Origin of the sequence: Haloactinopolyspora alba (assembly GCF_003014555.1) — a bacterium.
Classification (GTDB): Bacteria; Actinomycetota; Actinomycetes; order Jiangellales; family Jiangellaceae; genus Haloactinopolyspora; species Haloactinopolyspora alba.
In genome coordinates this window covers 18,726-44,179 of sequence record NZ_PYGE01000020.1, presented here as the reverse complement: position 1 = coordinate 44,179, position 25,454 = coordinate 18,726, and the positions used below count along the sequence as shown (strand labels likewise).

Annotated in this window: 23 protein-coding genes; 15 read left to right on the top strand and 8 right to left on the bottom strand. The window is 72.1% G+C overall.

All coding sequences use genetic code 11. The features are described 5' to 3' along the window. Positions 1 to 377 precede the first annotated feature (377 nt). The 3 genes from CLV30_RS21180 to CLV30_RS27965 all read left to right on the top strand — a co-directional run bounded on the left by CLV30_RS21180 (position 378) and on the right by CLV30_RS27965 (position 3,516). Positions 378 to 2,348, top strand: a complete 1,971-nt coding sequence (locus CLV30_RS21180; RefSeq protein ID WP_106539232.1) for a CHAT domain-containing protein — start codon at positions 378 to 380, stop codon at positions 2,346 to 2,348. A 45-nt stretch (positions 2,349 to 2,393) separates the two neighbouring features. Beyond that, positions 2,394 to 3,008 carry an HAD family hydrolase gene (locus CLV30_RS21175; protein WP_165358751.1) on the top strand — a complete coding sequence of 205 codons (615 nt, stop codon included), beginning with the start codon at positions 2,394 to 2,396 and terminating at the stop codon, positions 3,006 to 3,008. Positions 3,009 to 3,132: 124 nt separating this feature from the next. Further along, on the top strand, positions 3,133 to 3,516 hold the full coding sequence (locus CLV30_RS27965) for a cold-shock protein (protein ID WP_106539230.1): 384 nt from the start codon (positions 3,133 to 3,135) through the stop codon (positions 3,514 to 3,516). A gap of 41 nt (positions 3,517 to 3,557) precedes the next feature. Here CLV30_RS27965 and CLV30_RS21165 read toward each other — a convergent pair whose 3' ends face one another. Then, positions 3,558 to 5,111 carry an MFS transporter gene (locus tag CLV30_RS21165; protein ID WP_129711115.1) on the bottom strand — a complete coding sequence of 518 codons (1,554 nt, stop codon included), beginning with the start codon at positions 5,109 to 5,111 and terminating at the stop codon, positions 3,558 to 3,560. A gap of 189 nt (positions 5,112 to 5,300) precedes the next feature. On the opposite strand from CLV30_RS21165, the gene CLV30_RS21160 reads away from it, so the two are divergent. Together CLV30_RS21160 and CLV30_RS21155 are read left to right on the top strand one after the other, a co-directional pair. Next, positions 5,301 to 6,068 (top strand): DUF3027 domain-containing protein, encoded by a 768-nt coding sequence (locus CLV30_RS21160; RefSeq protein ID WP_240723390.1) that lies wholly within the window; start codon positions 5,301 to 5,303, stop codon positions 6,066 to 6,068. A gap of 59 nt (positions 6,069 to 6,127) precedes the next feature. Continuing rightward, a complete protein-coding gene (locus CLV30_RS21155; RefSeq protein WP_205741096.1) occupies positions 6,128 to 9,109 on the top strand; it encodes a sacsin N-terminal ATP-binding-like domain-containing protein in 2,982 nt (993 codons plus the stop codon). An 83-nt stretch (positions 9,110 to 9,192) separates the two neighbouring features. On the opposite strand, the gene CLV30_RS21150 is transcribed toward CLV30_RS21155, so the two are convergent. Next, entirely contained in the window at positions 9,193 to 10,635 is a 1,443-nt protein-coding gene (locus CLV30_RS21150; protein WP_240723389.1) for an NCS2 family permease, read from the bottom strand. Positions 10,636 to 10,807: 172 nt separating this feature from the next. Here CLV30_RS21150 and CLV30_RS27065 point away from each other — a divergent pair, with 172 nt between their 5' ends. The 3 genes from CLV30_RS27065 (at position 10,808) to CLV30_RS21135 (ending at position 14,076) form a co-directional block, all read left to right on the top strand. Continuing rightward, on the top strand, positions 10,808 to 12,001 hold the full coding sequence (locus CLV30_RS27065) for a DUF2530 domain-containing protein (RefSeq protein ID WP_205741095.1): 1,194 nt from the start codon (positions 10,808 to 10,810) through the stop codon (positions 11,999 to 12,001). A gap of 228 nt (positions 12,002 to 12,229) precedes the next feature. Next, the gene (locus tag CLV30_RS21140) at positions 12,230 to 12,700 is read left to right on the top strand and encodes a MarR family winged helix-turn-helix transcriptional regulator (protein ID WP_106539226.1); all 471 of its coding nucleotides are present in this window, start codon (positions 12,230 to 12,232) and stop codon (positions 12,698 to 12,700) included. Then, a complete protein-coding gene (locus CLV30_RS21135; protein ID WP_106539225.1) occupies positions 12,697 to 14,076 on the top strand; it encodes an MFS transporter in 1,380 nt (459 codons plus the stop codon). The genes CLV30_RS21140 and CLV30_RS21135 overlap by 4 nt, the downstream gene beginning before the upstream one ends. Positions 14,077 to 14,096: 20 nt before the next feature. Here the strand turns inward: CLV30_RS21135 and CLV30_RS21130 are convergent, their stop codons facing one another. Continuing rightward, positions 14,097 to 14,540 carry a MarR family winged helix-turn-helix transcriptional regulator gene (locus tag CLV30_RS21130; protein ID WP_106539224.1) on the bottom strand — a complete coding sequence of 148 codons (444 nt, stop codon included), beginning with the start codon at positions 14,538 to 14,540 and terminating at the stop codon, positions 14,097 to 14,099. Positions 14,541 to 14,635: 95 nt separating this feature from the next. On the opposite strand from CLV30_RS21130, the gene CLV30_RS21125 reads away from it, so the two are divergent. The 3 genes from CLV30_RS21125 to CLV30_RS21115 all read left to right on the top strand — a co-directional run bounded on the left by CLV30_RS21125 (position 14,636) and on the right by CLV30_RS21115 (position 17,013). Next, positions 14,636 to 15,013, top strand: a complete 378-nt coding sequence (locus tag CLV30_RS21125) for a cupin domain-containing protein (protein WP_106539223.1) — start codon at positions 14,636 to 14,638, stop codon at positions 15,011 to 15,013. A gap of 94 nt (positions 15,014 to 15,107) precedes the next feature. Beyond that, complete coding sequence (gene thpR, locus CLV30_RS21120; RefSeq protein WP_106539222.1) at positions 15,108 to 15,677, top strand: RNA 2',3'-cyclic phosphodiesterase; 570 nt, start codon at positions 15,108 to 15,110, stop codon at positions 15,675 to 15,677. Between the two features lie 130 nt (positions 15,678 to 15,807). Next, complete coding sequence (locus CLV30_RS21115; protein ID WP_106539221.1) at positions 15,808 to 17,013, top strand: class I SAM-dependent methyltransferase; 1,206 nt, start codon at positions 15,808 to 15,810, stop codon at positions 17,011 to 17,013. A 203-nt stretch (positions 17,014 to 17,216) separates the two neighbouring features. On the opposite strand, the gene serC is transcribed toward CLV30_RS21115, so the two are convergent. Together serC and CLV30_RS21105 are read right to left on the bottom strand one after the other, a co-directional pair. Then, positions 17,217 to 18,344 (bottom strand): phosphoserine transaminase, encoded by a 1,128-nt coding sequence (serC, locus tag CLV30_RS21110; protein WP_106539220.1) that lies wholly within the window; start codon positions 18,342 to 18,344, stop codon positions 17,217 to 17,219. A gap of 142 nt (positions 18,345 to 18,486) precedes the next feature. Continuing rightward, positions 18,487 to 19,590 carry a citrate synthase 2 gene (locus CLV30_RS21105; protein WP_106539219.1) on the bottom strand — a complete coding sequence of 368 codons (1,104 nt, stop codon included), beginning with the start codon at positions 19,588 to 19,590 and terminating at the stop codon, positions 18,487 to 18,489. Between the two features lie 252 nt (positions 19,591 to 19,842). Here CLV30_RS21105 and pdxH point away from each other — a divergent pair, with 252 nt between their 5' ends. Then, positions 19,843 to 20,481: a pyridoxamine 5'-phosphate oxidase gene (pdxH, locus tag CLV30_RS21100; RefSeq protein WP_211300092.1), complete on the top strand. Its 639-nt coding sequence runs from the start codon at positions 19,843 to 19,845 to the stop codon at positions 20,479 to 20,481. A gap of 470 nt (positions 20,482 to 20,951) precedes the next feature. On the opposite strand, the gene CLV30_RS21095 is transcribed toward pdxH, so the two are convergent. Beyond that, complete coding sequence (locus CLV30_RS21095) at positions 20,952 to 21,644, bottom strand: hypothetical protein (RefSeq protein ID WP_205741094.1); 693 nt, start codon at positions 21,642 to 21,644, stop codon at positions 20,952 to 20,954. A gap of 70 nt (positions 21,645 to 21,714) precedes the next feature. Here CLV30_RS21095 and nagA point away from each other — a divergent pair, with 70 nt between their 5' ends. The 3 genes from nagA (at position 21,715) to CLV30_RS21080 (ending at position 24,028) form a co-directional block, all read left to right on the top strand. After that, positions 21,715 to 22,839, top strand: coding sequence for an N-acetylglucosamine-6-phosphate deacetylase (gene nagA / locus CLV30_RS21090; protein ID WP_106539262.1), 1,125 nt, complete (start codon positions 21,715 to 21,717; stop codon positions 22,837 to 22,839). A gap of 185 nt (positions 22,840 to 23,024) precedes the next feature. After that, positions 23,025 to 23,708, top strand: coding sequence for an iron-dependent transcriptional repressor DtxR (locus CLV30_RS21085; RefSeq protein WP_106539218.1), 684 nt, complete (start codon positions 23,025 to 23,027; stop codon positions 23,706 to 23,708). Then, complete coding sequence (locus CLV30_RS21080) at positions 23,705 to 24,028, top strand: rhodanese-like domain-containing protein (protein WP_205741093.1); 324 nt, start codon at positions 23,705 to 23,707, stop codon at positions 24,026 to 24,028. The genes CLV30_RS21085 and CLV30_RS21080 overlap by 4 nt, the downstream gene beginning before the upstream one ends. A 96-nt stretch (positions 24,029 to 24,124) precedes the next feature. Here CLV30_RS21080 and CLV30_RS21075 read toward each other — a convergent pair whose 3' ends face one another. Beyond that, positions 24,125 to 24,391: a hypothetical protein gene (locus CLV30_RS21075; protein WP_106539217.1), complete on the bottom strand. Its 267-nt coding sequence runs from the start codon at positions 24,389 to 24,391 to the stop codon at positions 24,125 to 24,127. Between the two features lie 75 nt (positions 24,392 to 24,466). After that, on the bottom strand, positions 24,467 to 25,411 hold the full coding sequence (locus CLV30_RS21070; RefSeq protein WP_106539216.1) for a ribose-phosphate diphosphokinase: 945 nt from the start codon (positions 25,409 to 25,411) through the stop codon (positions 24,467 to 24,469). Between the last annotated feature and the right edge of the window lie 43 nt (positions 25,412 to 25,454).

Sequence of the window (25,454 nt, the reverse complement as noted above, 5' to 3'; positions counted from 1 at the left end):
CGGCTAGCTTGGGCACCGCTCTTGCCCTGGCCGGCCGTAGAAGGGCGATGACCGAAGCGTTCGACGAGGCACTGCTCAGGTCGACGGAACTCGAGTCCGCGCGTGTCTTGGTGCGTCGAGGTGCCGCCAAGATGCACCTCGGCGACCATGTCGGCGCGTACGAGGATTGCATCTTCGCCGCCGCGGTACTCGCCCGTGCGAGCGACCGGCGCTGGGAAGCGAACGCCAGACACAACGCCGGTACCGCCCTTATGGGCATGGGGCGATTCCAGGAGGCAGATGAGCAGCTTGTGCGGGTCCAAGAGCTTGCACAAGGACAGCAGGAGCACTTCGACGCTACGGTCACACTTCATGTCCGGGGTGCGTGTGCTTATCGGATGGGGGACCTGCCACGGGCGTTGGAACTGCTCTACGACGCCCGTCGCAGGTACGACGAGCTCGGCGTCGTGCCGCCGGAGGTGGTTCGCGACCTCGCCGTCGTGCAGCTCGCCGCTGGGCTGCCGGACGAGGCGGCGCAGACGGCGGACGAGATGGTCGCGATGCTGCGGGACGCTCGGGACGCGGCACTGCGCCGTGCGGACGGGTTCATCGCCGCGGCCACGGTGCACCTGGCTGCCGGGACCCCGGAGCGCGCCGTCGAGCTGGCGCGCAGCGCCGCCCGGTCCAGCAAGCGACAGGGCCACGTCGACGTCGAGCGGCACGCCCGCGTCGTCCTGCTGCGCGCCCAGGCCGCGACCGGCAACGTCACCAAGCGTCACGCGCGGGCGGCGGCGGAGCTGGCCACGGAGCTGAAGGACCGCTACTCGTCCGAACGGCTCGACGCGCTCGTGCTGGCGGGGCGGATGGCGCTGGACACCGGCCTGCCGGAGGTCGCCGAGCAGAACCTGAGCGCCGCGGCGGCCGAGCGCAACCGCGGTTCGTCGCTGCGCCGCGCCACCGCCTGGTACGCGCAGGCACTGCGGGCGCGGGCCGACGGCGATCGCACCGCGATGCTGCGCGCCTGTTCTCGTGGCCTGGACGTCCTGGACACGCACGCGCTGTCGCTCGGCGCCACCGAGCTGCGGGCGCGAGCGACGGTGCACGGCAGCGACCTCGCGATCCTGGCGACGCGCACGGTCGCTTTCGACGGGACCGCCCGCGAGCTGCTGCGCTGGACCGAGCGCTGGCGGTCCAGCCTGCACGCGCTGCCCTGGCCGGAGGCCGAGCACGACCCGGTGCTGGCGGCCGAGCTGGGCCGATTGCGCGCCGCCGAGAACGTGCTGGGCACCGGCGGCACGGACGAGACCGACCGGCGGCGCATCGAGGAACGGATCCGCCGGCACGTGCACGGCCGCTACGGCGACACCAGCCGGCGCCGCGCCCGGTTCGAGGTGCCCGCGTTGCTGGACCACCTCGGTGACGACCGCACCCTGGTCAGCATCGTCGGCGTCAAGGGCGAGCGGTTCCACGTCGTCGTCGCCCGTCGCGGCCGGGTGCAGCGGATGGCCGCCGGACACGTCGGTGACATCCGCAGCGAGGTCGACTACGCGCGGTTCGCGTTGCGGGGCGCCGCGCTGGCGAACGACGCCGTCGCGTCGGCCCTGCTCACCGCGGCCGAGCCGGGTCTGGCCCGGTTGCAGGAGACGTTACTCGGCCCGGCTGTCCGTGAGCTGGGCGACGGGCCCGTCGTGCTGGTGCCGCCGTCGACGCTGCAGGCGGTGCCGTGGGGCGCGCTGCCCGCGCTGCGCGATCGGGACGTGACCGTGGCGCCGTCGGCGGCGGCCTGGATGCGCGCCCGGCAGAGCGTGCAGCCGGAGTCCGAACGGGTCGCGCTGATCGCGGGCAGCGGGCTGTCGACGTCCGCGGCGGAGGTCGACGCCCTGGCCGGCGTATATCCGGACGCGACGGTGTTGACCGGGCAGGACGCGTCCGCTGAGGCGACGCTGGGGGCGCTGGAGGGGTCCTGGCTCGCGCACATCGGTGCGCACTGCCGTTACCGCGGCGACAATCCGATGTTCTCGGCGCTCGAGCTGGCCGACGGGCCGCTGACCGTCTACGACTTCGAGCGTCTGCGCACGCCGCCGTACCGGATGCTGCTCACCGCCTGCGAGTCCGGCGTCGGGTCGCCCACCGGGGCCGATGAGCTGCTGGGGCTGACCACGTCGTTGTCGGCGCTGGGCACGGCGGGGCTGATGGCGAGCGTCGTCCCCGTCAGCGACGCCGGCAGCGTCGACGTCAGCCTCGCCGTGCACGAACGCCTGCGCGCGGGCGACGACCTGAGTACGGCGCTGCGCGCGACGCGGCAGCAGGCCACGACACCGGTCGCGACCGCGACGGCGTGGTCGTTCCTCGCGCTGGGCGCGGCGTGATCTGCGTTACACAGCTGTCACGTGACTCCGCGTAAGGTGTCGCCCGTGGGACTCGTCATCGGATTCGACCTCGACCTGACACTCGTGGACTCCGCTGACGGCATCACCGCTGCGCTGGTCGAGGCCGGCCGGCAGATGGGCGCGACCGTCGAGCCCGAGACGCTGCGGCCGCTGCTTGGGCTGCCGCTGGACGTCACCGTCCGGCACTTCGTCGACGAGAGCCGCGTCGCCGAGATGATGGCCCTGTACCGGGAGCTTTACCCCGGCATCGGCGTGCCCGCCACCAAGACCCTCCCCGGCGCGCGCGAGGCCGTCGAGTCCATCCACGACCACCGCGGCCGGGTGCTGGTGGTCAGCGCCAAGATCGCGTCCGCCGTGCGGGCGGTGCTCGACCACGTCGAACTGCCGGTCGACCACGTCGTCGGCGAGAAGTTCGCCGAGACGAAGGGCGAGGTGCTGCGCGAGCACGGCGCCGACGTGTTCGTGGGCGACCACCCCGGCGACATGATCGGCGCGAGGTCGGCGGGCGCCTACGCCATGGGCGTCACCACCGGCTCGCACGACGGTGTCGCGCTGCGCGAAGCCGGAGCCGACGTCGTCTTCTCCGACCTGCTGGACTTCCCGTACTGGCTCGCCGACTTCGTCGGCACGCCCACGTGAGCGCAGATCGTTCACAGTGGCATGCGGCCCAGGGATGTCCCGGCCCGGTGATCGGCCGTAGGCTTGTGACGTCTCCCGACGACGGGGACGGGTCCGAGTAAACCGACGACGAACGAGGTCCGCCGTGCCAACGGGCAAGGTCAAGTTTTTCGACACCGAGAAGGGCTTCGGCTTCCTCTCCAAGGACGACGGCGGCGACGTCTTCGTCCACACCTCGGCGCTGCCGGCTGGCGTGACCGCGCTCAAGCCGGGCCAGCGTGTGGAGTTCGGTGTCGCCGAGGGCCGGCGCGGCGAGCAGGCACTGTCGGTGCGGGTACTGGACCCGTTGCCGTCGGTGTCGGCGGCCACGCGCAAGAAGCCCGACGAGATGGCCACCATCACCGAGGACCTGATCAAGCTGCTCGACGGTATCTCCAACTCGTACCGGCGTGGGCGGCACCCGGACCAGAAGACCGCCAAGAAGGTCGCCGGCGTCCTGCGCGCCGTCGCGGACGACCTGGAAACCTGACCACTCCCTGCCGGGAATGATCACGTGACGCATGGAATTCCCTACTGAACGTGGTCATTCTCGTCGGGAGGTGGGGGCGGGGCGGGGTCGTCGGGGCGGACGCGGAGCGCAGCGACGAGGCCGACGGCCATGACGAGCGCGGCGACCAGCATGCCGACCCACGGGATCAGCGGCAGCACGATGCCGACGCCGCCGCCGACCACCCATCCGAGCTGCAGCAGCGTCTCCGAGCGCGCGAACGCGTTGGACCGGTTCCGCTCGGGCACGTCACGCTGCACGATCGCGTCCAGCGACAGCCGCCCCAGCTGCTGGCCGAACCCGGCGGCCAGGCCCACCAGCACCACCGTCAGCAGGTTCCAGAACACCATCGCCACGACGGCGCACACGACCACGAACCCGACCAGCGCCAGCACCGTCCGGTCCGGGCTGCGCGAGCGGACGAGCGCGCCGACCGCCGATCCGGCGGTGCTGCCCAGCCACGCCGCCGCGGCCACGAAGCCCAGCAGCACCAGCCCGGACAGGCCCGCCACCGGTTCCTCGCGCAGCACGAACGCCATGAACAGCGTCATGAACCCGGAGAACCACCGCAGTGTCGCGTTGGCGCGCAGCGCACGCACGACGCTGCGCCCGACCCGGAACCGCCCCTTGGACCCGTCCTCGAGGATGGTCGTGGGCGCCTCACCGGCGGCCGAGTCCACCGACTTGGACAGCAGGATGGCCAGGACCGTCGTGCCGCAGTACGCGAAGAACGCTGCCCGCAGCGGCCAGTCGTCGCTGATTTGGGCCAGTCCGATGCCGAGAGGCGCGCCGAGCGCGGTGCCGAACGTCGCCGCGAGCTGCAGCCGGGAGTTCGCGGTGACCAGCGTCCAGCCCTCGGGGAGCAGTCGTGGCACCGCGGCGGCGCGGGTGACGGCATAGGCCTTCTGGCCGACCAGCACGCCGAGCGCCGCCGGGTACAGCCAGACCCCGCCGTCGATGACGGCATCGGCGGCGACCCAGGCGAGGAACCCACGGGCGGCGGCGGTGAGGCCGATGGCCCATCGCCGGCCGTGCCCGAACCGGTCCAGGAACGGCCCGATGACCGGTGCGACGACGGCGAACGGCGCCATGGTCAGCGCCAGGTACAGGGCGACGTTGCCGCGCGCTTCCCCCGTCGGCACCGAGAAGAACAACGTGCCGGCCAGCGCCATGGTGACCAGAGCGTCGGCGAACGCGCTCGCGGCGTTGAGCTCGATCAGCCGGGACAGGCCGGTCTGCCCGGCCCCCTTGGCCTCGGCAGCGCGGTGCAGCCGGTTGGCGCTGGCCCTGGCCGCACGCGAGGTTCCGGACGCGGCAGTGCGGGCGGCGCGGGCGGACGTCCCGGCGGCCTTACGCATCCGCTCGTTCCGCGCGGCGTCTCCCGGCCGTTCCTGCCCGGTCCCGGCGCCGGCGCCGGACGCGCCCGACGCACCCGGACCGGGCTCGCCGGTACCCGGGCCGTCGGCGTCGGCTGCGCGAGCGCTCTCGCCCGCGTCACTGCCAGGTGGCAGCGAGCCGCGAACGCCGCCCGGGTCGGTTGCCCCGTCCGGGTCGTGCTGCGGATCCGTCTCTGGCACGGTCCCATCCAATCGCATTCCGCCCCTGGAACGGTGACACAGGTGGCGGTGACGTCGCGGCCCCCGGCTCCCCGTGATCGTCGACGATTCATCACGTCATCGTGTGGCAAACCGTTGATGATCACGGGAACGGCGACAGCGTGCGCCGGAGAGTGTCGATCATGGACCCGAGTTTGCAAGAATCGTCCCGTGACCCCCGCATCCACTCGTTCCCGTGCGCCCAAGGCCGACGCCGCCGCCGTCAAGGCGGTCGACGACGCCCGCACAGCCGCCGTAGAGGTCGGCGGCGCTGACGCCGTCGGCGAGCACCTCGGCCACGACGCCGAGGCCGAACGCGTCGTCACGCACTACTTCGCCTGCCTGCTGAGTGGCTATGTCGGGTGGCGCTGGGCGGTCACCGTCGCTCGCGCGTCCCGGGCGAAGACGGTGACGGTCAGCGAGTGCGTCCTGCTGCCGGGCGCCGACGCGGTGCTGGCGCCGGCCTGGGTGCCGTGGGAGGACCGCGTCAAGCCCGAGGACCTCGGCCCTGGCGACCTGCTGCCGGTCGCCGCCGACGATCCGCGGCTCGAGCCCGGGTACACGTCGGTCGACGATCCACACACCCAGAACGTCGTCGACGAGCTGGGGCTCGGCCGCGAGTGGGTGCTGTCCCGCGAGGGCCGCGGCGAGGCGGCGACCCGCTGGTACGAGGGCGAGGGCGGCCCGCACACCGACATCGCGAAGTCCGCGCCGGCGCAGTGCGCCAGCTGCGGCTTCGCCGTGCCCATCGCGGGTTCGCTCGGGCAGGGGTTCGCCGTGTGCACCAACGAGCGCACCCCGTTCGACGGCACCGTGGTCGCTCACGATCACGGCTGCGGTGGTCACAGCGACGTCCGCCTGCCCGAGTCGGGCGACGACAGCGCCGAGCCGGTGGTCGACACCGTCGCTCACGAGCTCGTCCCGATGGACGCCTCCTGACCGTCGGCGGTTCGCGCGCCTCACGAGCGCCGGCCGGAACGCACCCTAGACTCCGCTGCGTGGACGTCTTCGACACCGCAGCGTTGCGGACTCGCGTCCTCGCGGCGTGGGCCGCCTCACCGGCGCGGTTCCGCGAGGACGCGAACGCCGAGGACGAGCTGGCCCGTGGTGCCTACCGCGACCGGGTGATCGTCGAGCTGGCGCAGAACGCCGCCGACGCGGGCACGCGTGCGGGCGAGCCGGCCCGGCTGCTGCTGCGCCTGGACGGCCGCACCCTGGTCGCCGCCAACACCGGTGCGCCCCTGGACAGCGCGGGCGTCGAAGGACTGTCGACACTGCGCGCGTCGGGCAAGCGCGGCGACGGTGCGGTCGGCCGGTTCGGGGTCGGGTTCGCGGCGGTGCTGGCGGTCTCCGACGAGCCGGCGCTCGTCAGCGCCGACGGTGGTGTGCGATGGTCACGGACCGACGCTCACGCAGCGGCGGCGAGTGTCGGCGAGATCGCCGACGAGCTGGACGTCCGCGGCACCGCCCTGCCGGTGTTGCGGCTGCCGTTCCCGCTCGGCCCGGGCGAGTCCTCGGACCTGCCGGACGGCTACGACACCGCCGTGCTGCTGCCGCTGCGCGACGACGACGCCGAACGGCTGGTGCGCCGGCTGCTGGCCGACGTCGACGACGCGTTGCTGCTGGCGCTGCCGGATCTGGCCGAGATCGTCATCGAGACGGACGGCGAGCGGCGCGAGCTGCGCGGCGGACCGTCCACACCGGTGCCCGGCGGCGGCGACGGGCACGCCGTGACCGAGCGGCGGATCGGTGAGCGGACCTGGCGGCTGTGCACCACGAGCGGCACGGCACCCGCCGAAGCGCTGGCCGAGCGCCCGTTCGAGGAGCGGATGCGTCCCGGCTGGTCGGCGAGCGTCGCCGTTCCGGTGCATGACGGTCTGCCGGTGCCGGCGCCGGCACCGCCCGCCGGCGTCGTGCACGCCCCGACCCCGACCGACGACCGGACGGAGCTGCCGGCGCTGGTGATCGCCTCGCTGCCGCTGGACTCGCAGCGCCGCAGGGTGGCGCCGGGGCGGTTGACGGACGAGCTCGTCGAACGGCTCGGGGAGGTGTACGCCGCGCTCGTCGCGTCGTTCGCCCCGGCCGGCAGCGCCGAATCCGGCCGGGCCGTGCTGAGCCTGGTGCCGGGTCCGCTGGGCACCGGTGATCTCGACGCCGGCCTGCACCGGGCCGTGCGCGCGGCGCTGGGCGAGACGCCGTTCGTGCCGTCGGCCGACGGTGCCCGGATGCGGCCTCGCGACGTGGTTCTGGTCGACGGTCTCGGCGTGGCGGCGGACCCGCAGGCGCTGGCGGCGGTCATCGGTGGCCTGCCCGCGTCCGGTTGGTGGAATCGTGACGTGCTGACCGGCCTGGGCGCTGCCGAGCGTGCGCTGGCGGACGTGGTCGACGAGCTGTCCGCGCTCCGGCTGGACCCGTCCGGCTGGCGGGAGCTGTACGCGGCTCTGGACGGTGCGGACCGCGAGGCGCTCGGCTCGCTGCCGGTGCCGCTGGCGGACGGCAGGACGGTGCGCGGCCCGCGTGGCCTGCTGCTGCCCGGCGACGTCGATCCCGCGCTGATGGCGCCGTTCGCGCTGCGCGTCGTCGCGCCGGAGGCCGCGCATCCGCTGCTGCGACGGCTCGGTGCCGTCGAGGCGTCGCCGGCGTCGGTGCTGCGTGACCCGCAGGTCGGCGCCGCGGTCGCGCAGGCGGCGGACGACGACGCCGACCCGTGGCCGGTCGCCGAGGCGGTGCTCGGCCTGGTGGCCGAGGCCGGGGTGACGGTCGCGGACGAGCCGTGGCTGACCGGGCTGCTGCTTCCCGACGACACCGGCACGCCGGTTCCGGCCGGCGAGTTGCTGCTGCCGGACTCGCCGGTGCTCGCGGTGCTCGACGGCGACCCGGCCGAGTTCACCGTCGCCTCCGACGTGGTCCGGCGTTTCGGTGACGAGACCGTGACGGCCGTCGGCGTGCGCCGCGGGTTCGACGTCGTCACCGACGCGGACGCGCCGCTCGACGCGGACCTGTGGCACGACCTCGACGACGAGGACGGCTGGGCGGAGGCGGCGTCGGCGCGGGTTCCGGACGACGAGCCGGCGCCGGTGGTGACCGAGTTCGTCGGCGTCCGCGACCTGGACCTGGTCCGGGAGGATCGCTGGAGCGAGGTGCTGCCGCGGCTGGCCGACGACCCCGCGGCCCGTGCGGCCGTGGTGGAACCGACGATGCTGCTGCTCGCCGGGGGCGGGCGGGTGCCCGTCCCGTCGTACACGGCGTGGTGGCTGCATCGGCACGCCCGCGTCGGCGGGACGCGGCTGCGCGGCCTGTGCGCGTCCACGGCCGAGCCGGTGCTGCGTTCGCTGCTGCCGGTCGCGGAGGTCGGCGTCGACGACGCGTTCGCCACCGCCGTCGGTCTCGCGCGCACGGTCGACGACGTCGACGCGGACCTGCTGCTCGAGCGCCTGGCTGACGACGATGTGGTGCTCGACGCCGCGCAGCTGGCCCGCGTGTACGAGTCGCTCGCCCGGCGGGACCCGGTGACGGTGACGCCGCCCGCGTCGGTGCGGGTTCCGGACGGCACCGGCACCCGCGTCTTGGCGGCCGGCGACGCCGTGGTCTGCGACGCGCCGTACTGGCTGCAGCTCGGACGGCCGGAGGCGTTGCCGGCGCCGGCGGCCCTGGCGGACGTGCTCGACCTCGACCTGGCGTCGGAGGTGTGGGAGGGGCGCGTCACGACGGCCGGACGCCGCAGGCCCGTCCCCGACGTGGCCCGTGCCGTCCTCGCGCAGGCGCCGTCCCAGTACGGGAAGCACGACGATCTGCGCGTCGACGACGTGTCCGTCGGCTGGTGGGTCGAGGGCGACACCGTGCATGCGAGCACGCTCGACGGGCTCGCGCGGGGGATCGCCTGGGTGACGGGCCGGTGGGATCGCCGCTGGCTGCTCGCCGAGGTGCTGCGCGACCCTGCCGCCGCGCCGGGCCTGGTCGTCGAGGACGCCTACGAATGATCAGGACGGCTCGTCGAGAAAGCTCAGCACCCACGCGTCGACAGCGCGCAGGCCCCTCCGTACGTTCACACCAGCGCGCCGCCTCAGCTCACGCCGAGCAGGTCCTCGATCGGCGCGATCGCGAAGTAGATGATGAACAGCGCGCCGACCAGCCACAGCAGCGGGTGCACCTGCTTCGCCTTGCCCCGGGCGATCTTGATGATCACGTAGGCGAGGAAGCCGGCACCGATGCCGGTGCTGATCGAGTACGTGTACGGCATCAGCACCATGGTGAGGAAGGCCGGCAGCGCGAACTCGACGTCGTCCCACGGGATCTCCTTGACCTGCGACATCATCAGGAATCCCACGAGCACCAGCGCCGGGGCGGCGGCCTCGTTCGGCACCATGCCCACCAACGGCGCGAACAGGGTGGACAGTAGGAAGCACGCACCGGTCACGACGCTGGCGAGACCGGTGCGTGCGCCCTCACCGACACCTGACGCGGACTCGATGTAGGACGTGTTGCTGGACACCGACGCGGCGCCGCCGGCGGTGGCGGCCAGCGAATCGACGACGAGGATCTGCGCGGTGCGCGGCGGGTTGCCCTGCTCGTCCAGCAGGTTGCCCTCGGCGCCGACGGCGACCATCGTCCCCATCGTGTCGAAGAAGTCGGCGAGCATCAGGGTGAACACGAACAGCAGCACGGCGACCACGCCCACCGACTCCCACGAGCCCAGCAGGCTGAACTCGCCGATCAGCGAGAAGTCCGGCACGTCGACCACGCGGTCCGGGATGTCCGGAGCGTTCAGGTTCCAGCCGTGCGGGTTGTCCGGCGTGGTGCCGAGATCGGCAACGGTCTCGACGACGACGGCCAGCACGGCGGTGCCGACGATGGTCCACAGGATCGCGCCGCGGACCTTCATCGAGTAGAGCACGATGACGGCGATCAACCCGACGGCGAACACCGCGACCGGCCACGTCTGCAGCCGGTCGCCGATACCCAGGCCGATGGGCGGTGACGGGTTCCCGGTCGACCGCACGAACCCGGCGTTCACGAACCCGACCAGAGCGATGAACAGCCCGATACCCACGCTGATGGCCGTCTTGAGCTGGCGGGGAACCGCCGCGAACACCGCCTGGCGGAACCCCGTGAGCACCAGCACGAGGATCACCAGGCCCTCGAGGACCACGAGGCCCATGGCGTCGGCCCAGCTCATCTGGCTGGCCAGGCCGAACGCGACGAACGCGTTGAGCCCCAGCCCGGCCGCCAGTGCCAGCGGATAGTTCGCGACCAGCCCCATCGCGATGGTCAGCACGCCGGCGACGAGCGCGGTCACCGCGGCCACCTGGGCCAGGTCGGGTTCGGCCCCGCCACCGAGGAAAGCGCCGTCGACGTCCGGCACGGTGCCGATGATCAGCGGGTTGAGCACGATGATGTAGGCCATCGTGAAGAACGTCACGACGCCGCCGCGGATCTCGCGGCCGATGGTCGAGCCACGTTCGGAGATCCGGAAGAACCTGTCGATCCCCGGGGTGGTCGTGGACATGGACGCCATGCGGCCCTCCGGTCGATGCGGTCGTACCTCGGCTGACTGCGTGAGAATGCCAGACAGCGGGTGTCAGCCGTGTGACGAGGGTGCCCGCCGCGTCCGTGGCGATCTTGTGACGATGATCGTGATGGGTTCGCCCGGCCACAGCGGTCAGGACTAGCCTGGCCTCATGGCGAAGGGGCGACGGCGTTCGCGCGACACGTCCGGGCAGGACCGGGCGGTCGAGGCGCCCGTGCACCGGACGGCTCCGGCCGATGCGGATCCGCCCCGTGCCGACGGTGCCGACGCAGGGTCGCCCGGTGCCGACGCGGACCCTGCAGACGCGGGCTCGGATGTCGACGTTCAGCCGGTCGACGTGGACGGGGTACGCACCGTCGCCGTGCTGACCGTGCTGTGGGCCGTGGCGTTCGTGCTGCTCGCGCTGCGCGCCGACACGCTCGAGGCCGAGGGACGCGGGTGGTGGCTGTGGGCGTGCCTCGCGGGTGTCGGTCTCGGCCTGCTGGGGCTCGAGTACACACGGAAGCGTCGCGACGCGATCCAGGAGGCTCTCGAGGACGCCGAAGCCGCGGATCACGCGGAGGACGCCGATCATGCGGGGGACGCTGACGCTGCCGAGGCCGCCGACGTCCCGGAGGACGACGATCGACCGGTGCAGGTCCACGACGCGCAGGACGACGGTCCGTCGGCCATGCCACCGTCGATGCAGCAGAGCAGCCCGAACGCCGTGACGCGCCCGATCGACACCGGCGCCGGGCTGGAACCGGTGTCGCGGCAGGACACGGACGCCGGACGACGGCTCGACCAGCAACCGGACCAGTCGTCCCAGCAGCAGCCGGACCAGGCGTCCCAGCAGCGGCCGGACCGGTCGCCCGAGCAGCAACCGCCTCGGCAGCGGCCGGAACCCGGTCAACCGGCCGGGCAGCCGTCGGCTCGCGGTTCGCGGCCGTCGTGGCCCGCGGGTGGTGCCGCCACGGCAGAGTGGCGCGCGTTCGACGACCTGATGGGTCAACAGCCCGGCGACTCCGGCACTGACGGCTCGCGTGGCGGATCCCGTTCCGGGCGAGACCAGGTGGCCGCGGACGGGTCCGACACCCCGGCGGCGTCGGCGGGGCCGACCGCCGCGGCGGAGTCGACCCGTGCGCCCGAGCCGACGCCCACGCCCCAGCCGGAGCCTGCGCCGGAGCCGACGGCCGCGCCGGAGGACACCGGCGTCGTGGACGACGACGAGCCACTGCTCGACACCACCCTCGGCAGCCGCCGGGCCCGTCGCCCCGAGGACGTGACGGACGAGTCCGACGAGACCACCGCCGGTGGCGGGCGGCAGTACCGGGGACGGCGCGCACGCCGTTCCGACAGCGCCTGACCGGAGGCTGTTTCGAACGCCGGCGTTGCCAGGGCTGCCGGAGTCGCCGGCACTGCCCGCTCGGCCAGGTCTGCCGGGACTTCGATACCGCCGGTCGCACGGCGAGCCTGATTCCGGCCGCTCGGCGCCGCTGGCGGTATCGAAGTCGGCGGCACGCTGCCTTTGCCAGCACCGTGGTGAACCGACGCGACTGGCACTTAGCCAGGGTAACGAGCTAGGCTAACGACAGTGTCAACTGAGAACCCACCTCTCCACCCGTCCTCCGGCACTGATCGCCCGCGTACCCAGGCCGGGCTCGCCAGTTCACTGCGCATCGCCGTCGGCCGTCTCAACCGGCGTATCCGCAACGAGCGCGAGGACGAGTCGCTGACGCTCAACCAGCTCTCGGCGCTCGGCATCCTCGAACGGCACGGGCCCATGCCCGTCGGCGAGCTCGCCGCGTACGAGCGGGTGCGGCCGCCGTCCATGACCCGCACGGTGTCGGCACTCGAGACGCTCGGACTCGCCGTGCGTGAACCGCACCCGGTCGACCGGCGGCTGGCCGTCGTCCGCATCACCGAGGCCGGGCTCAGCCGTACCGCGGCCGACCGGCGGCGCCGCGACGCCTGGCTGACGTACCGCCTGCGTGAGCTCACCCCAGACGAGCGCGAGAAGCTCCGCGCGGTGCTCCCCGTGCTCGAGAAGCTGGCTCGCTCGTGAGCCCTACGTTCCACTCCCTCCGACATCGCGACTTCCGGCTCTACTGGTCCGGCATGTTCGTCTCCAACGTGGGGACGTGGATGCAGCGGGTCGCGCAGGACTGGCTCGTCCTCGAGGTGCTGCACGGCGGCGGCCAGGCCGTCGGCATTACGACCGGGCTGCAGTTCCTGCCGTTCCTGCTGGTGGCGCCGTTCGGCGGGCTGCTCGCCGACAAGCTGCCGAAACGGAAGCTGCTGGTCTTCACCAACGCGTTCATGGGCGCGGTGGGCCTGGCCCTTGGCGTGCTCGCCCTGACCGGGCTGGCCGAGATCTGGCACGTCTACGTGCTGGCGTTTCTGCTCGGCGTCGGGACGGCGCTGGACAACCCTGCGCGCCAGGCGTTCGTGTCCGAGCTGGTCGGTCCGGACGACCTGACCAACGCGATCGCGCTGAACAGCGCCTCGTTCAATGCCGCGCGCCTGATCGGTCCGGCGGTGGCTGGTGGTCTGATCGCGCTCGTCGGCACCGGCTGGGTGTTCGTCATCAACGGCGTGTCGTTCGCGTCACCGATCATCGCGCTGATCGTGTTGCGGACCATCGCGGTGGCGGCAGCGACGTCCGACGACGATCAGCCCGGTGCGCTGTCGCGGCTGCGCGAGGGCGTGGCCTACATCCGCTCGCGACCGGACCTCGTGATGGTGCTCGTCGTGATGTTCGGCGTCGGCACGTTCGGGATGAACTTCCAGATGACGATGGCGTTGATGGCCACCGAGATCTACGACAAGGGCCCGCACGAGTACGGCGTCCTGGGCTCGATCATGGCCATCGGCACGCTGTCCGGCGCACTGATCGCGGCGCGGCGGCGGGTGCCACGGCGGCGGCTGATCGTCGGCGGCGCGGTCGTGTTCGGCGCGTTGGAGGTGCTGGCCGGGACGATGCCGACCTACCTGCTGTTCGCGGCGTCGCTGGTGCCCATCGGGGTGGTGGCGATGACCGTGCTGACGGCAGCGAACGCGTACATCCAGACGACGGTGCCGACGTACGTCCGGGGGCGGGTGCTGTCGCTGTACATCATGATCCTCATGGGCGGTACGCCCGCGGGCGCGCCGATCATCGGCTGGGTCGCCGACCAGTTCGGCGCGCGCTGGTCGTTGCTGGGTGGCGGGCTGCTGACCATCGGTTGCACCGTCGCCGGGTTCGTTCTGCTGGCGCCACGCAGCGGCATCGCCGTGCGAGCGCGGATGCGGCCGTTCCCTCGCCTGGTGGCCACGTCGACCGGACCGGCGGTCGACACGGCGGAATCCCACGAAACCAGCACGGGCGCGCGTGCCGGCGCCGGTGGCGCCGCCGGGCACCGCCGTGCTGACGCCGCTCCCGAGGGCGAACGGGCCGCCTGATCGCTGGCCGATCACGAACTTCACGGTGCGCCGAACCACCCGGGCACGTCGATGCGCCACACGTCCGCCGGGGTGACCCGCCGCAGGTCGTCCTCGAGTTCGTCCAGCCGGCCGGGGCCGATCGTGCGTGCCCAGTCGGCGCGGAGCTCGTCGAAGATCCGGGCCGAGCGTCGTAGGAGGTCGACGCCTCGCTCGGTCCGGCGTGCGACTCTGCGCCGGGCGTCGTGCGCATCGGTGACACGCTCGAGGTAGCCGAGCCGTTCGAGGGCGTCGACGGTCTTTCCCGCCGCCTGTTTCGACACGCCGAGCCGTCGGCCCAGCTCAGCGGCCGTGGCGCCGTCCGGGCCCAGGGCCTGGAGGGCGAAGCCGTGCATCGGGCGGGCGTCGGGATGGCCCTGGCGCGCCAGTTCGGTGTGCAGGGCGTCGACGAGCACGCGGAAGCCGAGGAAGAGCCGCAGCGGCAGCTCGAAACCCTGGGTCTGCGTTTACATAAAAGACAACCTGGTTCACTGTATTTGGACAACTACATTGTCTATCGTATCGAGCGAGGAGCCGCACCGTGCCCGTGATCCGCCAGGCGGATGGCCGCCGCACCGAGACCCCGAACGCCGTCATGACCACGCTGGCCTCGCCGACCCAGGGCGGCGCGCCGTGGCCGGTGTGGCGCGTCGACATGGAACACGGACAGTCCGGTCCGCAGCACGAGATGGACGCCGAACAGGTGCTGACCGTGATCAGCGGAGCGGCCACGGTCGAGGTCGGCGGTTCGGTCACGATACTGGAGGTGGGCGACACCGCGGTGGTCGCCGGCGGCGTGCTCCGCCGGATCGCGGCGGCCGACGGCGAACGCGCCACGATGATCGTCGCCGGTGCGCCGGAGGCCCGGGCGAGCCTGCCCGACGGTACCGATCGCGGCGTGCCGCCCTGGACGGCATGACCCGACGGGCGTGCCCGCGAGAGTCACTGCATGCGACAGTGAACGCCATGCGGCACAGCTACGAGCGTTACGTCGAGCTGCCCCTGGCGACGCAATGAGGCTGTTCGTCGCGCTGCTGCCGCCGCGCGCCGCCGTCGAGCACCTGGCGGCGGCGGTGGAGCCGTTGCGCGACGACGTCCTGCGCTGGGCGGGCACCGACGCCTGGCACGTCACGCTCGCGTTCTACGGCGAACTGCCGGACAGCGTCCTGGACGACGTCACGGCGCGGGTGGCCCGGGCCGCGCGCAGACACCCGGCGGTCGAGCTGACACTGGCCGGTGCCGGACGGTTCGGCAAGGCGGTGCTGTGGGCCGGCGTGCAGGGTGACGTCGCGGCGGTGCGCCGGTGCGCGCAGTCGATGCGCGCCGTGGGGCGACGCGTCGGTGTCCCGCCGGACGACTCGAAGTTCCGCCCGCACGTGACGCTGGCACGGTCGCGGCGGCCACGTGACCTGCGATGGTACGTCGAGCAGCTGGCGGGCTATCAGGGGCCGGCCTGGACGGTCACCGAGGTGGCGCTGGTCCGTTCCGATCTGGACACCGAGCCCGGCGCCGGGCCGCGCTACGACGTCGTCGGGCGGTTCCCGCTGGGCGACGTCACCACACCGCCGCCAGCGCAACGATGATGACCATGACCACCAGTGCCGCCGTCACCAGTTGACGCGTCGTCTTCGGGCGCAACCTCGCCTCGCTTCCTCCGTCGTCGTCGCACCCGGCCCGTTCCGCAGCGAGACCGGCACGAGCGACAATGGCCGGGTGCCCCAGAACCTCCCGACCGCCCTGGACAGCCTACGCGCGAGCCTGCTCGACGCCGACCGCCTGGTCCGCGCGGTCGCGTCCGGACGGCGGCGTTCGGCTACCCCCCGGTTCCGCCGGACCGAGCTGCGGTGGGTCGACCTGCGTGCCGGCCGCCGGCTCCAGGTCGTCACCTACGACGAGCAGCAGAGCTTCACCCGCAACGTCGCCGCGGACGAGGCGGGCGCCGCGGTGGACGAGGTCCTCGCCGAGCCCTACGGCAACTGGCACATCGACACGACGGACGAGGAGATCCAGCTGCGGGTGACCAAGAAGGGCGACGCGCAGGTGCACCGCGCGGGTCGCACCGGCGGCGTCGACCGCAGCCACGATCGGCGCAAGGCGCGGATGCTCGAGCCGGACGACCCGTTCCTCGCCGAGGTCGGCATCAGCGGCCCCGACGGCCGGGTCAAGCCGAGCCGGTCCGCCAAGTACCGGCAGGTCGACGAATTTCTCCGCGCGTTCGCTCCGGTGCTCGACCGGGCCCACGAGGAGGCCGGATCCGCACCGTTACGGGTGACCGATCTCGGCTGCGGCAACGCGTACCTGACCTTCGGCGCGCACGCGTGGCTTGACCGGCAACCTGACTTGAAGATCAACGTCACCGGCGTGGATGTCAAGGAGCAGTCACGGACGCGCAACGAGGAATTGGCCGAACGGCTCGGGTGGTCGTCGACGATGGCGTTCGTCCGCGAGCCCATCGCGAGCGTCGAGCTCGACCAGCGCCCGCACGTCGTGTTCGCGCTGCACGCCTGCGACACCGCCACCGACGACGCGCTGGCGCGTGCGGTGCGCTGGGACGCGCCGGTGATCCTGGCCGCGCCGTGCTGCCATCACGACCTGCAGCGCCGCATCGGACGGGCGACGTCGTGGCCGCAGCCGTACGGCCTGCTCGCCCGGCACGGCATTCTGCGGGAGCGGTTCGCGGACGTGCTGACCGACGCGTTCCGGGCGACGGTCCTGCGGATCCTCGGGTACCGGGTCGAGGTCATCGAGTTCGTCGATTCCGCGCATACCCCGCGAAACACGTTGCTGCGGGCCGTGCGCACCGGCGGAGCGCCCGATCCCGCGACCATCGCCGAATACCGCCGGATGACCGACGAATGGAACGTCGAACCGGCGTTGGTCCCGCGATTGCGACAAGAACTCGATACCCGTATGAAATGACGGAACAATTCACCCGGGTAGGCCGCGCGGATCTCGCAGAGGGGCCGAACGGATGATTCCCACGGCCCGTTCCGCGCTTCTAATCTGGAGACCGGAAACACGACGGGGGAATGAGGTTCCGCTTTCAGCCGGAACCGACAACGCGCCCGGCCGCTGAATCGAATCGCGGCCGGGCGTTGTCGTGTCCGTGGTGGTTGTCCGGGTCAGCTGCCGAGACGTTCCACCACGTAGTCGATGCACGCCGTCAGTGCCTCCACGTCGGCCGGGTCGACCGCCGGGAACATCGCGACCCGCAGCTGGTTGCGTCCCAGCTTGCGGTACGGCTCGACATCGACGATGCCGTTGGCCCGCAGCGTCTTGGCCAGCTCGCTCGCGTCGATGGCGTCGTCGAAGTCGACGGTGCCGACCACCAGCGAACGCGCGTCGGGGTCGGTGACGTACGGCGTGGCGTACGAGCTCTTCTCCGCCCAGCCGTACAGGTGGTTCGACGACGCCGTGGTGCGGCTGACCGCGAAGTCCAGCCCACCCTGGCCGTTGAGCCAGTCGAGCTGGTCGGCCATCAGGAACAGCGTGCCGACCGCCGGCGTGTTGTAGGTCTGGTCCTTGCCCGAGTTGTCGACCGCGGTCTTCAGGTCGAGGAACGCCGGCTGGTACCGGTCGGTGGCGGCGATCTCCTCGACCCGGGCCAGAGCGGCCGGCGAGAAGGCCGCCACCCAGATGCCGCCGTCGGCGGCGAAGTTCTTCTGCGGGGCGAAGTAGTACACGTCGGTCTGCGCGACGTCGACCGGCAGGCCGGCGGCGCCGCTGGTGGCGTCGACAAGCACCAGCGCGTCGTCGTCGGCGCCGGGCACGCGCTGCACGGGCGCCATGACGCCGGTGGAGGTCTCGTTGTGCGGCCACGCGTAGACGTCGACGCCGGCCTCGGCGACCGGGGCCGGCCGGGTGCCGGGCTCGGACTTGATGACGCTCGGCTCGCCCAACCAGGGCGCCTGGGTGGTGACGGTGGCGAACTTGGAGGAGAACTCGCCGAACGAAAGGTGCTGGGCACGGTGACGCATCAGGCCGAACGCGGCGGCGTCCCAGAACGCGGTGGTGCCGCCGTTGCTGAGCACGACCTCGTACCCCTCGGGCAGGCCGAACAGCTCGGCCACGCCCTCGCGCACGCGGCGGACGAGATTCTTCACGGGGGCCTGGCGGTGCGAGGTCCCCATGACCGAGCCGCCGTTCTCGGCGAGTGCGCTGAGCGCCTCGGGGCGGACCTTGCTGGGGCCGGAGCCGAAGCGTCCGTCGGCGGGCTTGAGGTCGTCGGGGATCTGCACAGTGTCCGTCATGTGATCAACTCTCCGGGTGTGATGTCCGGTCGGTTAAGGGCATGTGACGACACTGTCAGGTCCCGTCATTGTGCCGCATCCACGGCGGCGGCGCGAAGGCAGGGGCGGGCGGTGCCGCCCCCGCCCAGCTCACGGACGGCGCTCAGGCCGCCCACTGCGGCTGCCAGCCGGCCACCGTGTCGGGGGTGCGCGGCGCCGGGCCGGCGTACATCGCGGACGGTCGCACCAGCCGCCCGGTCTTCTTCTGCTCGAGGATGTGCGCGCTCCACCCCGCGGTGCGCGCACACGTGAACATCGAGGTGAACATCGAGGCGGGCACTTCGGCGAAGTCCAGCACGATGGCCGCCCAGAACTCGACGTTCGTGGCCAGCACCCGGTCCGGCTTGCGCTCGGCGAGCTCGGCCAGCGCGGCCTTCTCGAAAGCCTCGGCCACCTCGTAGCGAGGGGCGTCGAGCTCGCGGGCCACCCGGCGCAGGGTGCGCGCCCGCGGATCCTCGGCGCGGTAGACCCGGTGACCGAAACCCATCAGCCGTTCGCCGCTGTCGAGCATGCGCTTGACGTACGCCGCCGCGTCGCCGGTGCGCTCGATCTCCTCGATCATCGCGAGCACCCGCGACGGCGCGCCGCCGTGCAGGGGGCCGCTCATGGCGCCGACCGCTGCGGACAACGAGGCCGCGACGTCGGCGCCGGTGGACGCCACGACACGTCCGGTGAACGTGGAGGCGTTCATGCCGTGCTCGGCGGCGGAGGTCAGGTACGCGTCGACGGCCTTGACGTGCCTCGGGTCCGGGTCGCCGCGCCAGCGGATCATGAACCGTTCGACGACGGACTCGGCCTTGTCCACCTCGTGCTCGGGGACCATCGGCAGACCGGATCCGCGAGCCGACTGCGCCACGAACGACAGGCCCATGACCGCGGTGCGGGCCAGCTGGTCGCGAGCGTCGTCATCGGTGGTGTCAAGCAGCGGCTGAAGACCCCAGGCGGGGGCGAGCATGGCGAGCGCGCTCTGGACGTCGACCCGGACGTCGCCGGAGTGCACGGGCAGCGGGAAGGGTTCGGCGGGCGGCAGGCCCGGGCTGAACCGGCCGTCGACCAGCAGCCCCCAGACGTTCTCGAACGGCACCCGGCCGACGAGGTCATCGATGTCCACACCGCGATATCGCAGCGCACCGCCTTCTTTGTCGGGTTCGGCGATCTGCGTCTCGAACGCTACGACACCTTCAAGGCCATGCTTGACCTCCGACATTCATTCTCCATTCGTGTGCCGCTCGTGGCCTGCATCGATGTGCCGACGGGACGGGTTGGCCGTCAGGCGAGCCTCTATCATGCCTCCCAACTGGTTGGTGTCCACAAGTTCCGATGCGGTGAATGTGCGGTTTCCCACAGTGGACCTCACAGTCACGGTACGCGAACATACGCCCCTTCGGACGTGGGGTGTTCGTACCACTGAGTGGGCGCAACGGCGCATGTCCGGGCCGCCGGTGTCACAGTGGTGCGCGTGGACGAGGGACTGTCGCGGATGCGCCGCCGGTACACGGCCGGACGGCTGCTCGAAGCGGATCTCGCGGCCGATCCGTTCGAGGAGTTCCGGGTCTGGCTGCACGACGCCGTCGCGTCCGGTCTGCCGGAGCCGAACGCGATGGTGCTGGCGACCGTCAGCGCCGAGGGACAGCCCAGCACCAGGAACGTGCTGCTCAAGGGCGTCGACGCGGACGGCTTCGTGTTCTACACCAATCAGGCCTCGCGCAAGGCCGTCGAGATCGAGGCCAATCCCCGGGTGTCGTTGTGCTTCCCGTGGATCGCGATGGAACGGCAGGTGCTGGTGTGCGGCACGGCGACACCGGTCTCGCGTGCCGACAGCGAGGCGTACTGGGTGACCAGGCCGCGGGAGTCGCAGATCAGTGCTTGGGCGAGCCGGCAGTCGTCGGTCATCGGCTCCCGCGAGGAACTCGAGGCCGCGGCGGCCGCGGTGGCCGGACGCTACCCGGACGAGGTCCCGTTGCCGCAGTTCTGGGGCGGGTACCGGGTGGCGCCGGTCTCGGTCGAGTTCTGGCAGGGCGGTCCGGCTCGGTTGCACGACCGGCTGTGCTATCTGCGCGACGGCGACGGCTGGACGGTGCAGCGCCTCGCCCCCTGACGGGAGCCGGGATCGCCGCTGTGCGCGGGGCGCCGCTGCGCTCGAGGTGCACGTGAGCGCTCGACATACAACAAAGCGACGGACGGGCGCCGTGTCGGTGGGGCACATCACCAGGCGTTCGCATGCGTCACGAGGCCTGCAAGGGTGGTGACGCATGGAATTCCATGCGGGACGTGATCATTCCTGGAAAAGAGAAACGGCCCGTGGGCTGGTTCCACGTCGAGAGACGTGGCCCGGGTGGACTGAGTCCCGGGAGCCCACGGGCCGGGTGACTGCTCGGAATTGCCAGCCGGCGGCCGGCGAACGAAGGGGTCACCCTTGGTCCTGCGTCGAGCACGTGGCTAGCGAGCAGCCACCTCACGAGTCCGATAGCTATTCACTGTGCGGACCACCTCCTTTCCCGTGTGCCACTACGGTATGCGGCGCCCGTTCCGGGGGCAATGGGGTTTTCCTCCGGTGAACGCGGGACGCTAGCGCGGCGGCTGGGGCAGCGCGATCCAGGTTGCTCTGGCGCGTCCCAGCAGCCGCCCGTCCGCGCCGTAGACCGACGACGTCGTCCACGTCTTGCGGCCCTCCGTGCCCTGGTAGTCGCCCATGGCCACGCACGCCTCCGCGGCCGCTGCGGTGTCGAGGACCTGTGCGGTGAGCCGGCCCAGCACCATCGGCCGTCCCTCGAGCGGGGCCGCCCAGCCGCCGGGACAGTCCAGAGCGGCCCACACGAATTCGCGTGCCCGCGCCTCGGTGGGCTCGACGTCCCACACGCAGGCCGTCCGGCCGTCCCCGAGACGTCCCGGGAACAGCCGCATGCCGTCACCGTGCGCCCGCGTGGTTCCGCACACGAAGCACTCGGGAAACGGATGCTTGGTGTGCCCGGGGTAGGTCCGGGCGGCCGCGCGTGCCTCGTCGACCGGCACCGGAGGCACGGAGACGAGGTCGCCGTCCTCCCGTTCGGCCACCGCCTCGGCGACGAGTGTCGCGCCGTCGTGCAGCCGGACGCCGCCGTCGTCGCGCGTCGTCTCCAGCGAGGTCTCCAGCGGCGGCGGGTGACGCAGGGTCACCGTCACCGGTCCGGTGCCGAGCCCGTCGGCGAGCAGACCGGCGACGTATCCACCGTTTCCGGAGTCCGCGGGGCCGCGGAACCGGGTCCCAACCGTCAGCGTCATGCCGCCGACAGTAGCGGTACCGTCGGCGTCGGCCGCAGCCAGCGGCGGACGAGAGGAGACGTGCATGTCGATGATCGCCGGTGCCTCGATGGTCACGCCCGACGGCGTGCTCGACGAGGGGTGGCTCGAGGTCCAGGACGGCCGGATCGCCGGGCTGGGCTCCGGCCCGCCGCCGCGCACGCCCGACCGTGACCTCACCGGGCAGTGGCTGGTGCCGGGCTTCGTCGACATGCACAGCCACGGAGGCGGCGGCGCCACCGTCATGGGGGCGGACGCCGGGCAGGTGCAGACGTTCGGCGCCACGCACCGCCGGCGCGGGACGACGACGCTGATGGCCAGCCTGGTCTCCGGCCCGGTGGACCAGCTCGAGCGCGACGTCCGCGCGCTCGCCGAGCTGGCCGCGGACGGCCTGATCGCCGGTGTCCACCTGGAGGGACCGTGGATCTCCGCGGCGCGGAAGGGTGCGCACGACGAGAACGTGCTCACTGCGCCCGACCCGGCCGACGTCCGGCGGCTGCTGGACGCCGGCGGCGGCGCGGTGCGGATGGTGACGCTGGCACCGGAGCTCGAGCACGGCCTTGATGCGGTGCGCACGGTCGCCGCGGCCGGAGCTGTCGCGGCGGTGGGCCACACCGACGCGCCCTACGAGGTCGTGACCGAAGCGGTCCAGGCGGGAGCGACCGTCGCGACCCACCTGTTCAACGCCATGACACCACTGCACCATCGCTCGCCGGGCCCGATCATGGCGCTGCTGGAGGACGAACGGGTGACATTGGAGCTGATTCTCGACGGCGCACACCTGCACCCGGCCATCGCCGCGCATGTCCGCGCCTCGGCGGGTGCCGAACGGGTGGCGCTGGTCACCGACGCCATGGAGGCGACGGACGTCGGCGACGGCGAGTACGTGCTCGGCGGCCTGGCCGTCCGCGTGCAGGACGGCGTGGCCCGCCTGGTCGAGGGCGGGTCCATCGCCGGAAGCACGCTGACCATGGACTCCGCGTTCCGCTTCGCCGTGCGCCACGCCGGCTTCTCGATGGTCGACGCGGTGCGGGCGACGTCGGCGACGCCGGCCCGGACGCTGGGAATCGGCGATCGCGTGGGCGCGTTGAAGGAAGGGCTGGCCGCCGACGCGGTGGTGCTCGACGCGGACCTGCAGGTGTCCGCCGTGCTCGCGCGCGGGGAGTGGGTGGCGTAGCGCGCGTCGTGCGTGTGCGCGACACCGGTTGTTGAGAATCAGTACACTGACAGTTGGGCACGAGTGGGTGGCGTGCGCGTTGCCGGGTGGGTCGCGCCCGGCCGGCTCCGAGCGGGTGGGTCACGGTGCGCGGGCTCGTGTCGAGATACGCTCGGCACATCAGTTCGAGCAAGGAGTGCGGTCCGGTGAGTGACCTCATCGATACGACAGAGATGTACCTCAAGACGATCTTCGAGCTCGAGGAGGAGGGGATCGTCCCCCTTCGTGCGCGCATCGCCGAGCGTCTGCACCAGTCCGGTCCGACCGTGAGTCAGACCGTGGCCCGCATGGAGCGCGACGGATTGCTGCACGTCGACGAGGACCGCCATCTCGAGCTGTCGGAGAAGGGCAGCCTGCTGGCCACCAGGGTCATGCGCAAGCACCGGCTGGTGGAGCGGCTGCTGGTCGACGTCATCGGCCTCGACTGGGAGCTGGTGCACAACGAAGCCTGCCGCTGGGAGCACGTCGTCTCCGAGGCGGTCGAGCGGCGCCTCGTCGCGCTGCTGCACGAACCCGCGTCCGATCCCTACGGCAACCCGATTCCCGGGCTCGGCGAGCTGGGCAGCCAGATCGAGGTCGAGGAGTTCCGCGCCGGTGTCACACAGCTGCGTCAGGCCGGCACCACCGAGGGTACCGAGGTCACGCTGCGTCACATCGGCGAGCCGCTCCAGGTGGACGAGAAGTTGCTGGCCGCGCTGCGGCAGGCCGAGATCACGCCCGGCCGCACGGTGCGGGCCGTCGTCACCGACGCCGGGGTGCAGCTGCGCAGCTCCGAGGTGGTCGAGCTGTCCGAGGCCGACGCCGCGCACATCTTCGTGAGCGTGTCGTGAGCGCCGCCGAGGTCTCCGTCGACGAGCTCGCGGTGCAGTGGAACGACGGCGCGTTCGTCGTCGACGTCCGCGAGCCCGAGGAGTACGAGCAGGCGCACATCCCGGGAGCCGAGCTGATCCCGATGGGCGGCGTCGTCACCGAACACGAGCGGGTGCCGCGTGACCGGCCGGTCTACGTCGTGTGCGCGGTCGGCGGACGCAGCGCCCAGGTGGCGGAGTTCCTCAGCGCACAGGGCGTGGACGCGCGCAACGTCTCCGGCGGCACCCTCGCGTGGATCCGTGCAGGTCACCCGGTCGACACCGGGGCGCCGGAGTCCTGAGCGCGTCGCCACGAACGCACACGTCGGCCGGGCCCCGCGTCCTCGACGCTGCGGGTGACCGGCCGACGGCAGGTTCGGGGGTCGGTGACAGCTGGGCTACAGCCGGTGCACGTGGCGCACCAGCATCGCCTGGGCCTTCTCTTCGGCACGCGCCCCGGGAGCCACCACGCCGACGACCTCGACGTCGTCGCCGGGCTCGGCCGCGTTGTCGAACGGCCCGAGAAGTTCGAAACGTTCACCGGCGGCGTCGAGCTCGACGAACCCTTCACGGTGCGCCGGGACGAGCCGCCCGCGCCGCGTGACAGCGGTGAGGGGGTCGCTGAACTCCGACATGGTGCGTGTCTCGGTCTCGCTCGTCGTCATGGCCCCGAGTATGGACGGTTTGCGCCCGCCGTGCCCCGGAAACCGCCGGATTCGTCACGCTCCGTGGTGAAGATCTCACGTGTCGTGGAACAGCGCGCTGACCGACTCCCCGTGGTGGATGCGACGGATCGCCTCCGCGAGCAGCGGAGCCACCGACAGGATCGTCAGCTTGGGGTGCCGGGCGGCGGCGGGGATCGACACGGTGTTCGTGCAGACGATCTCGGTGACGTCCGGCTGGTCGCCGAGCCGGTCGAGTGCGTCGGCGGCGAACAGGCCGTGCGTGCACGCGATCCGGATCGATTTCGCCCCCTGCTCGCGCAGCCGCTCGATCAGCTCGACGACGGTGCTTCCCTTGGCGATCTCGTCGTCGAGGACGATGATGTCGCGCCCGGCGACGTCACCGATGATCGCGCTGATGGCGACCTGATCGTCGGCGAAGCGCTGTTTGGCCCCGGCGGCGACGGGCACGCCGAGCATCCGCGCGAACGCCGAGGCCGGTTTGGCGTTGCCGAGATCCGGCGAGACCACCACCGTGTCGGTGAGGTCCCGCCCGCGGAAGTGCGCGGCCAGTTCGCGCAGCGCGTGCAGCTGGTCCACCGGGACGCTGAAGAAGCCGTGCACCTGCGGGGAGTGCAGCGTCATCGCCAGGACACGGTCCGCGCCGGCGGTGACCATCAGGTCGGCGACCAGGCGGCCGCCGATCGAGATACGCGGAGCGTCCTTCTTGTCCGAGCGGGCGTAGGCGTAGTGCGGCATCACGACGGTGGTCCGCGCGGCCGAGGCGCCACGGGCGGCGTCGAGCATGAGCAGCAATTCGACGAGATGCTCCTGCACCGGCGTGACGATCGGCTGGATCAGGAACACGTCGTGCTCGCGGCAGTTGGCCTGGAGCTGGACCTGCAGGCAGTCGTTGGCGAAGCGCTGTACGTGCGCGGGGTGCAGCGGGACGTCGAGCTGGGCGCAGATCTCGGCGGCGAGCTCCGGGTGAGCGCTGCCGCTGAACACGGCGATCTCTCGCATGTGACGGATCCATCCTGGTCAGGCGGGGTAGGCGGGTGTCGTT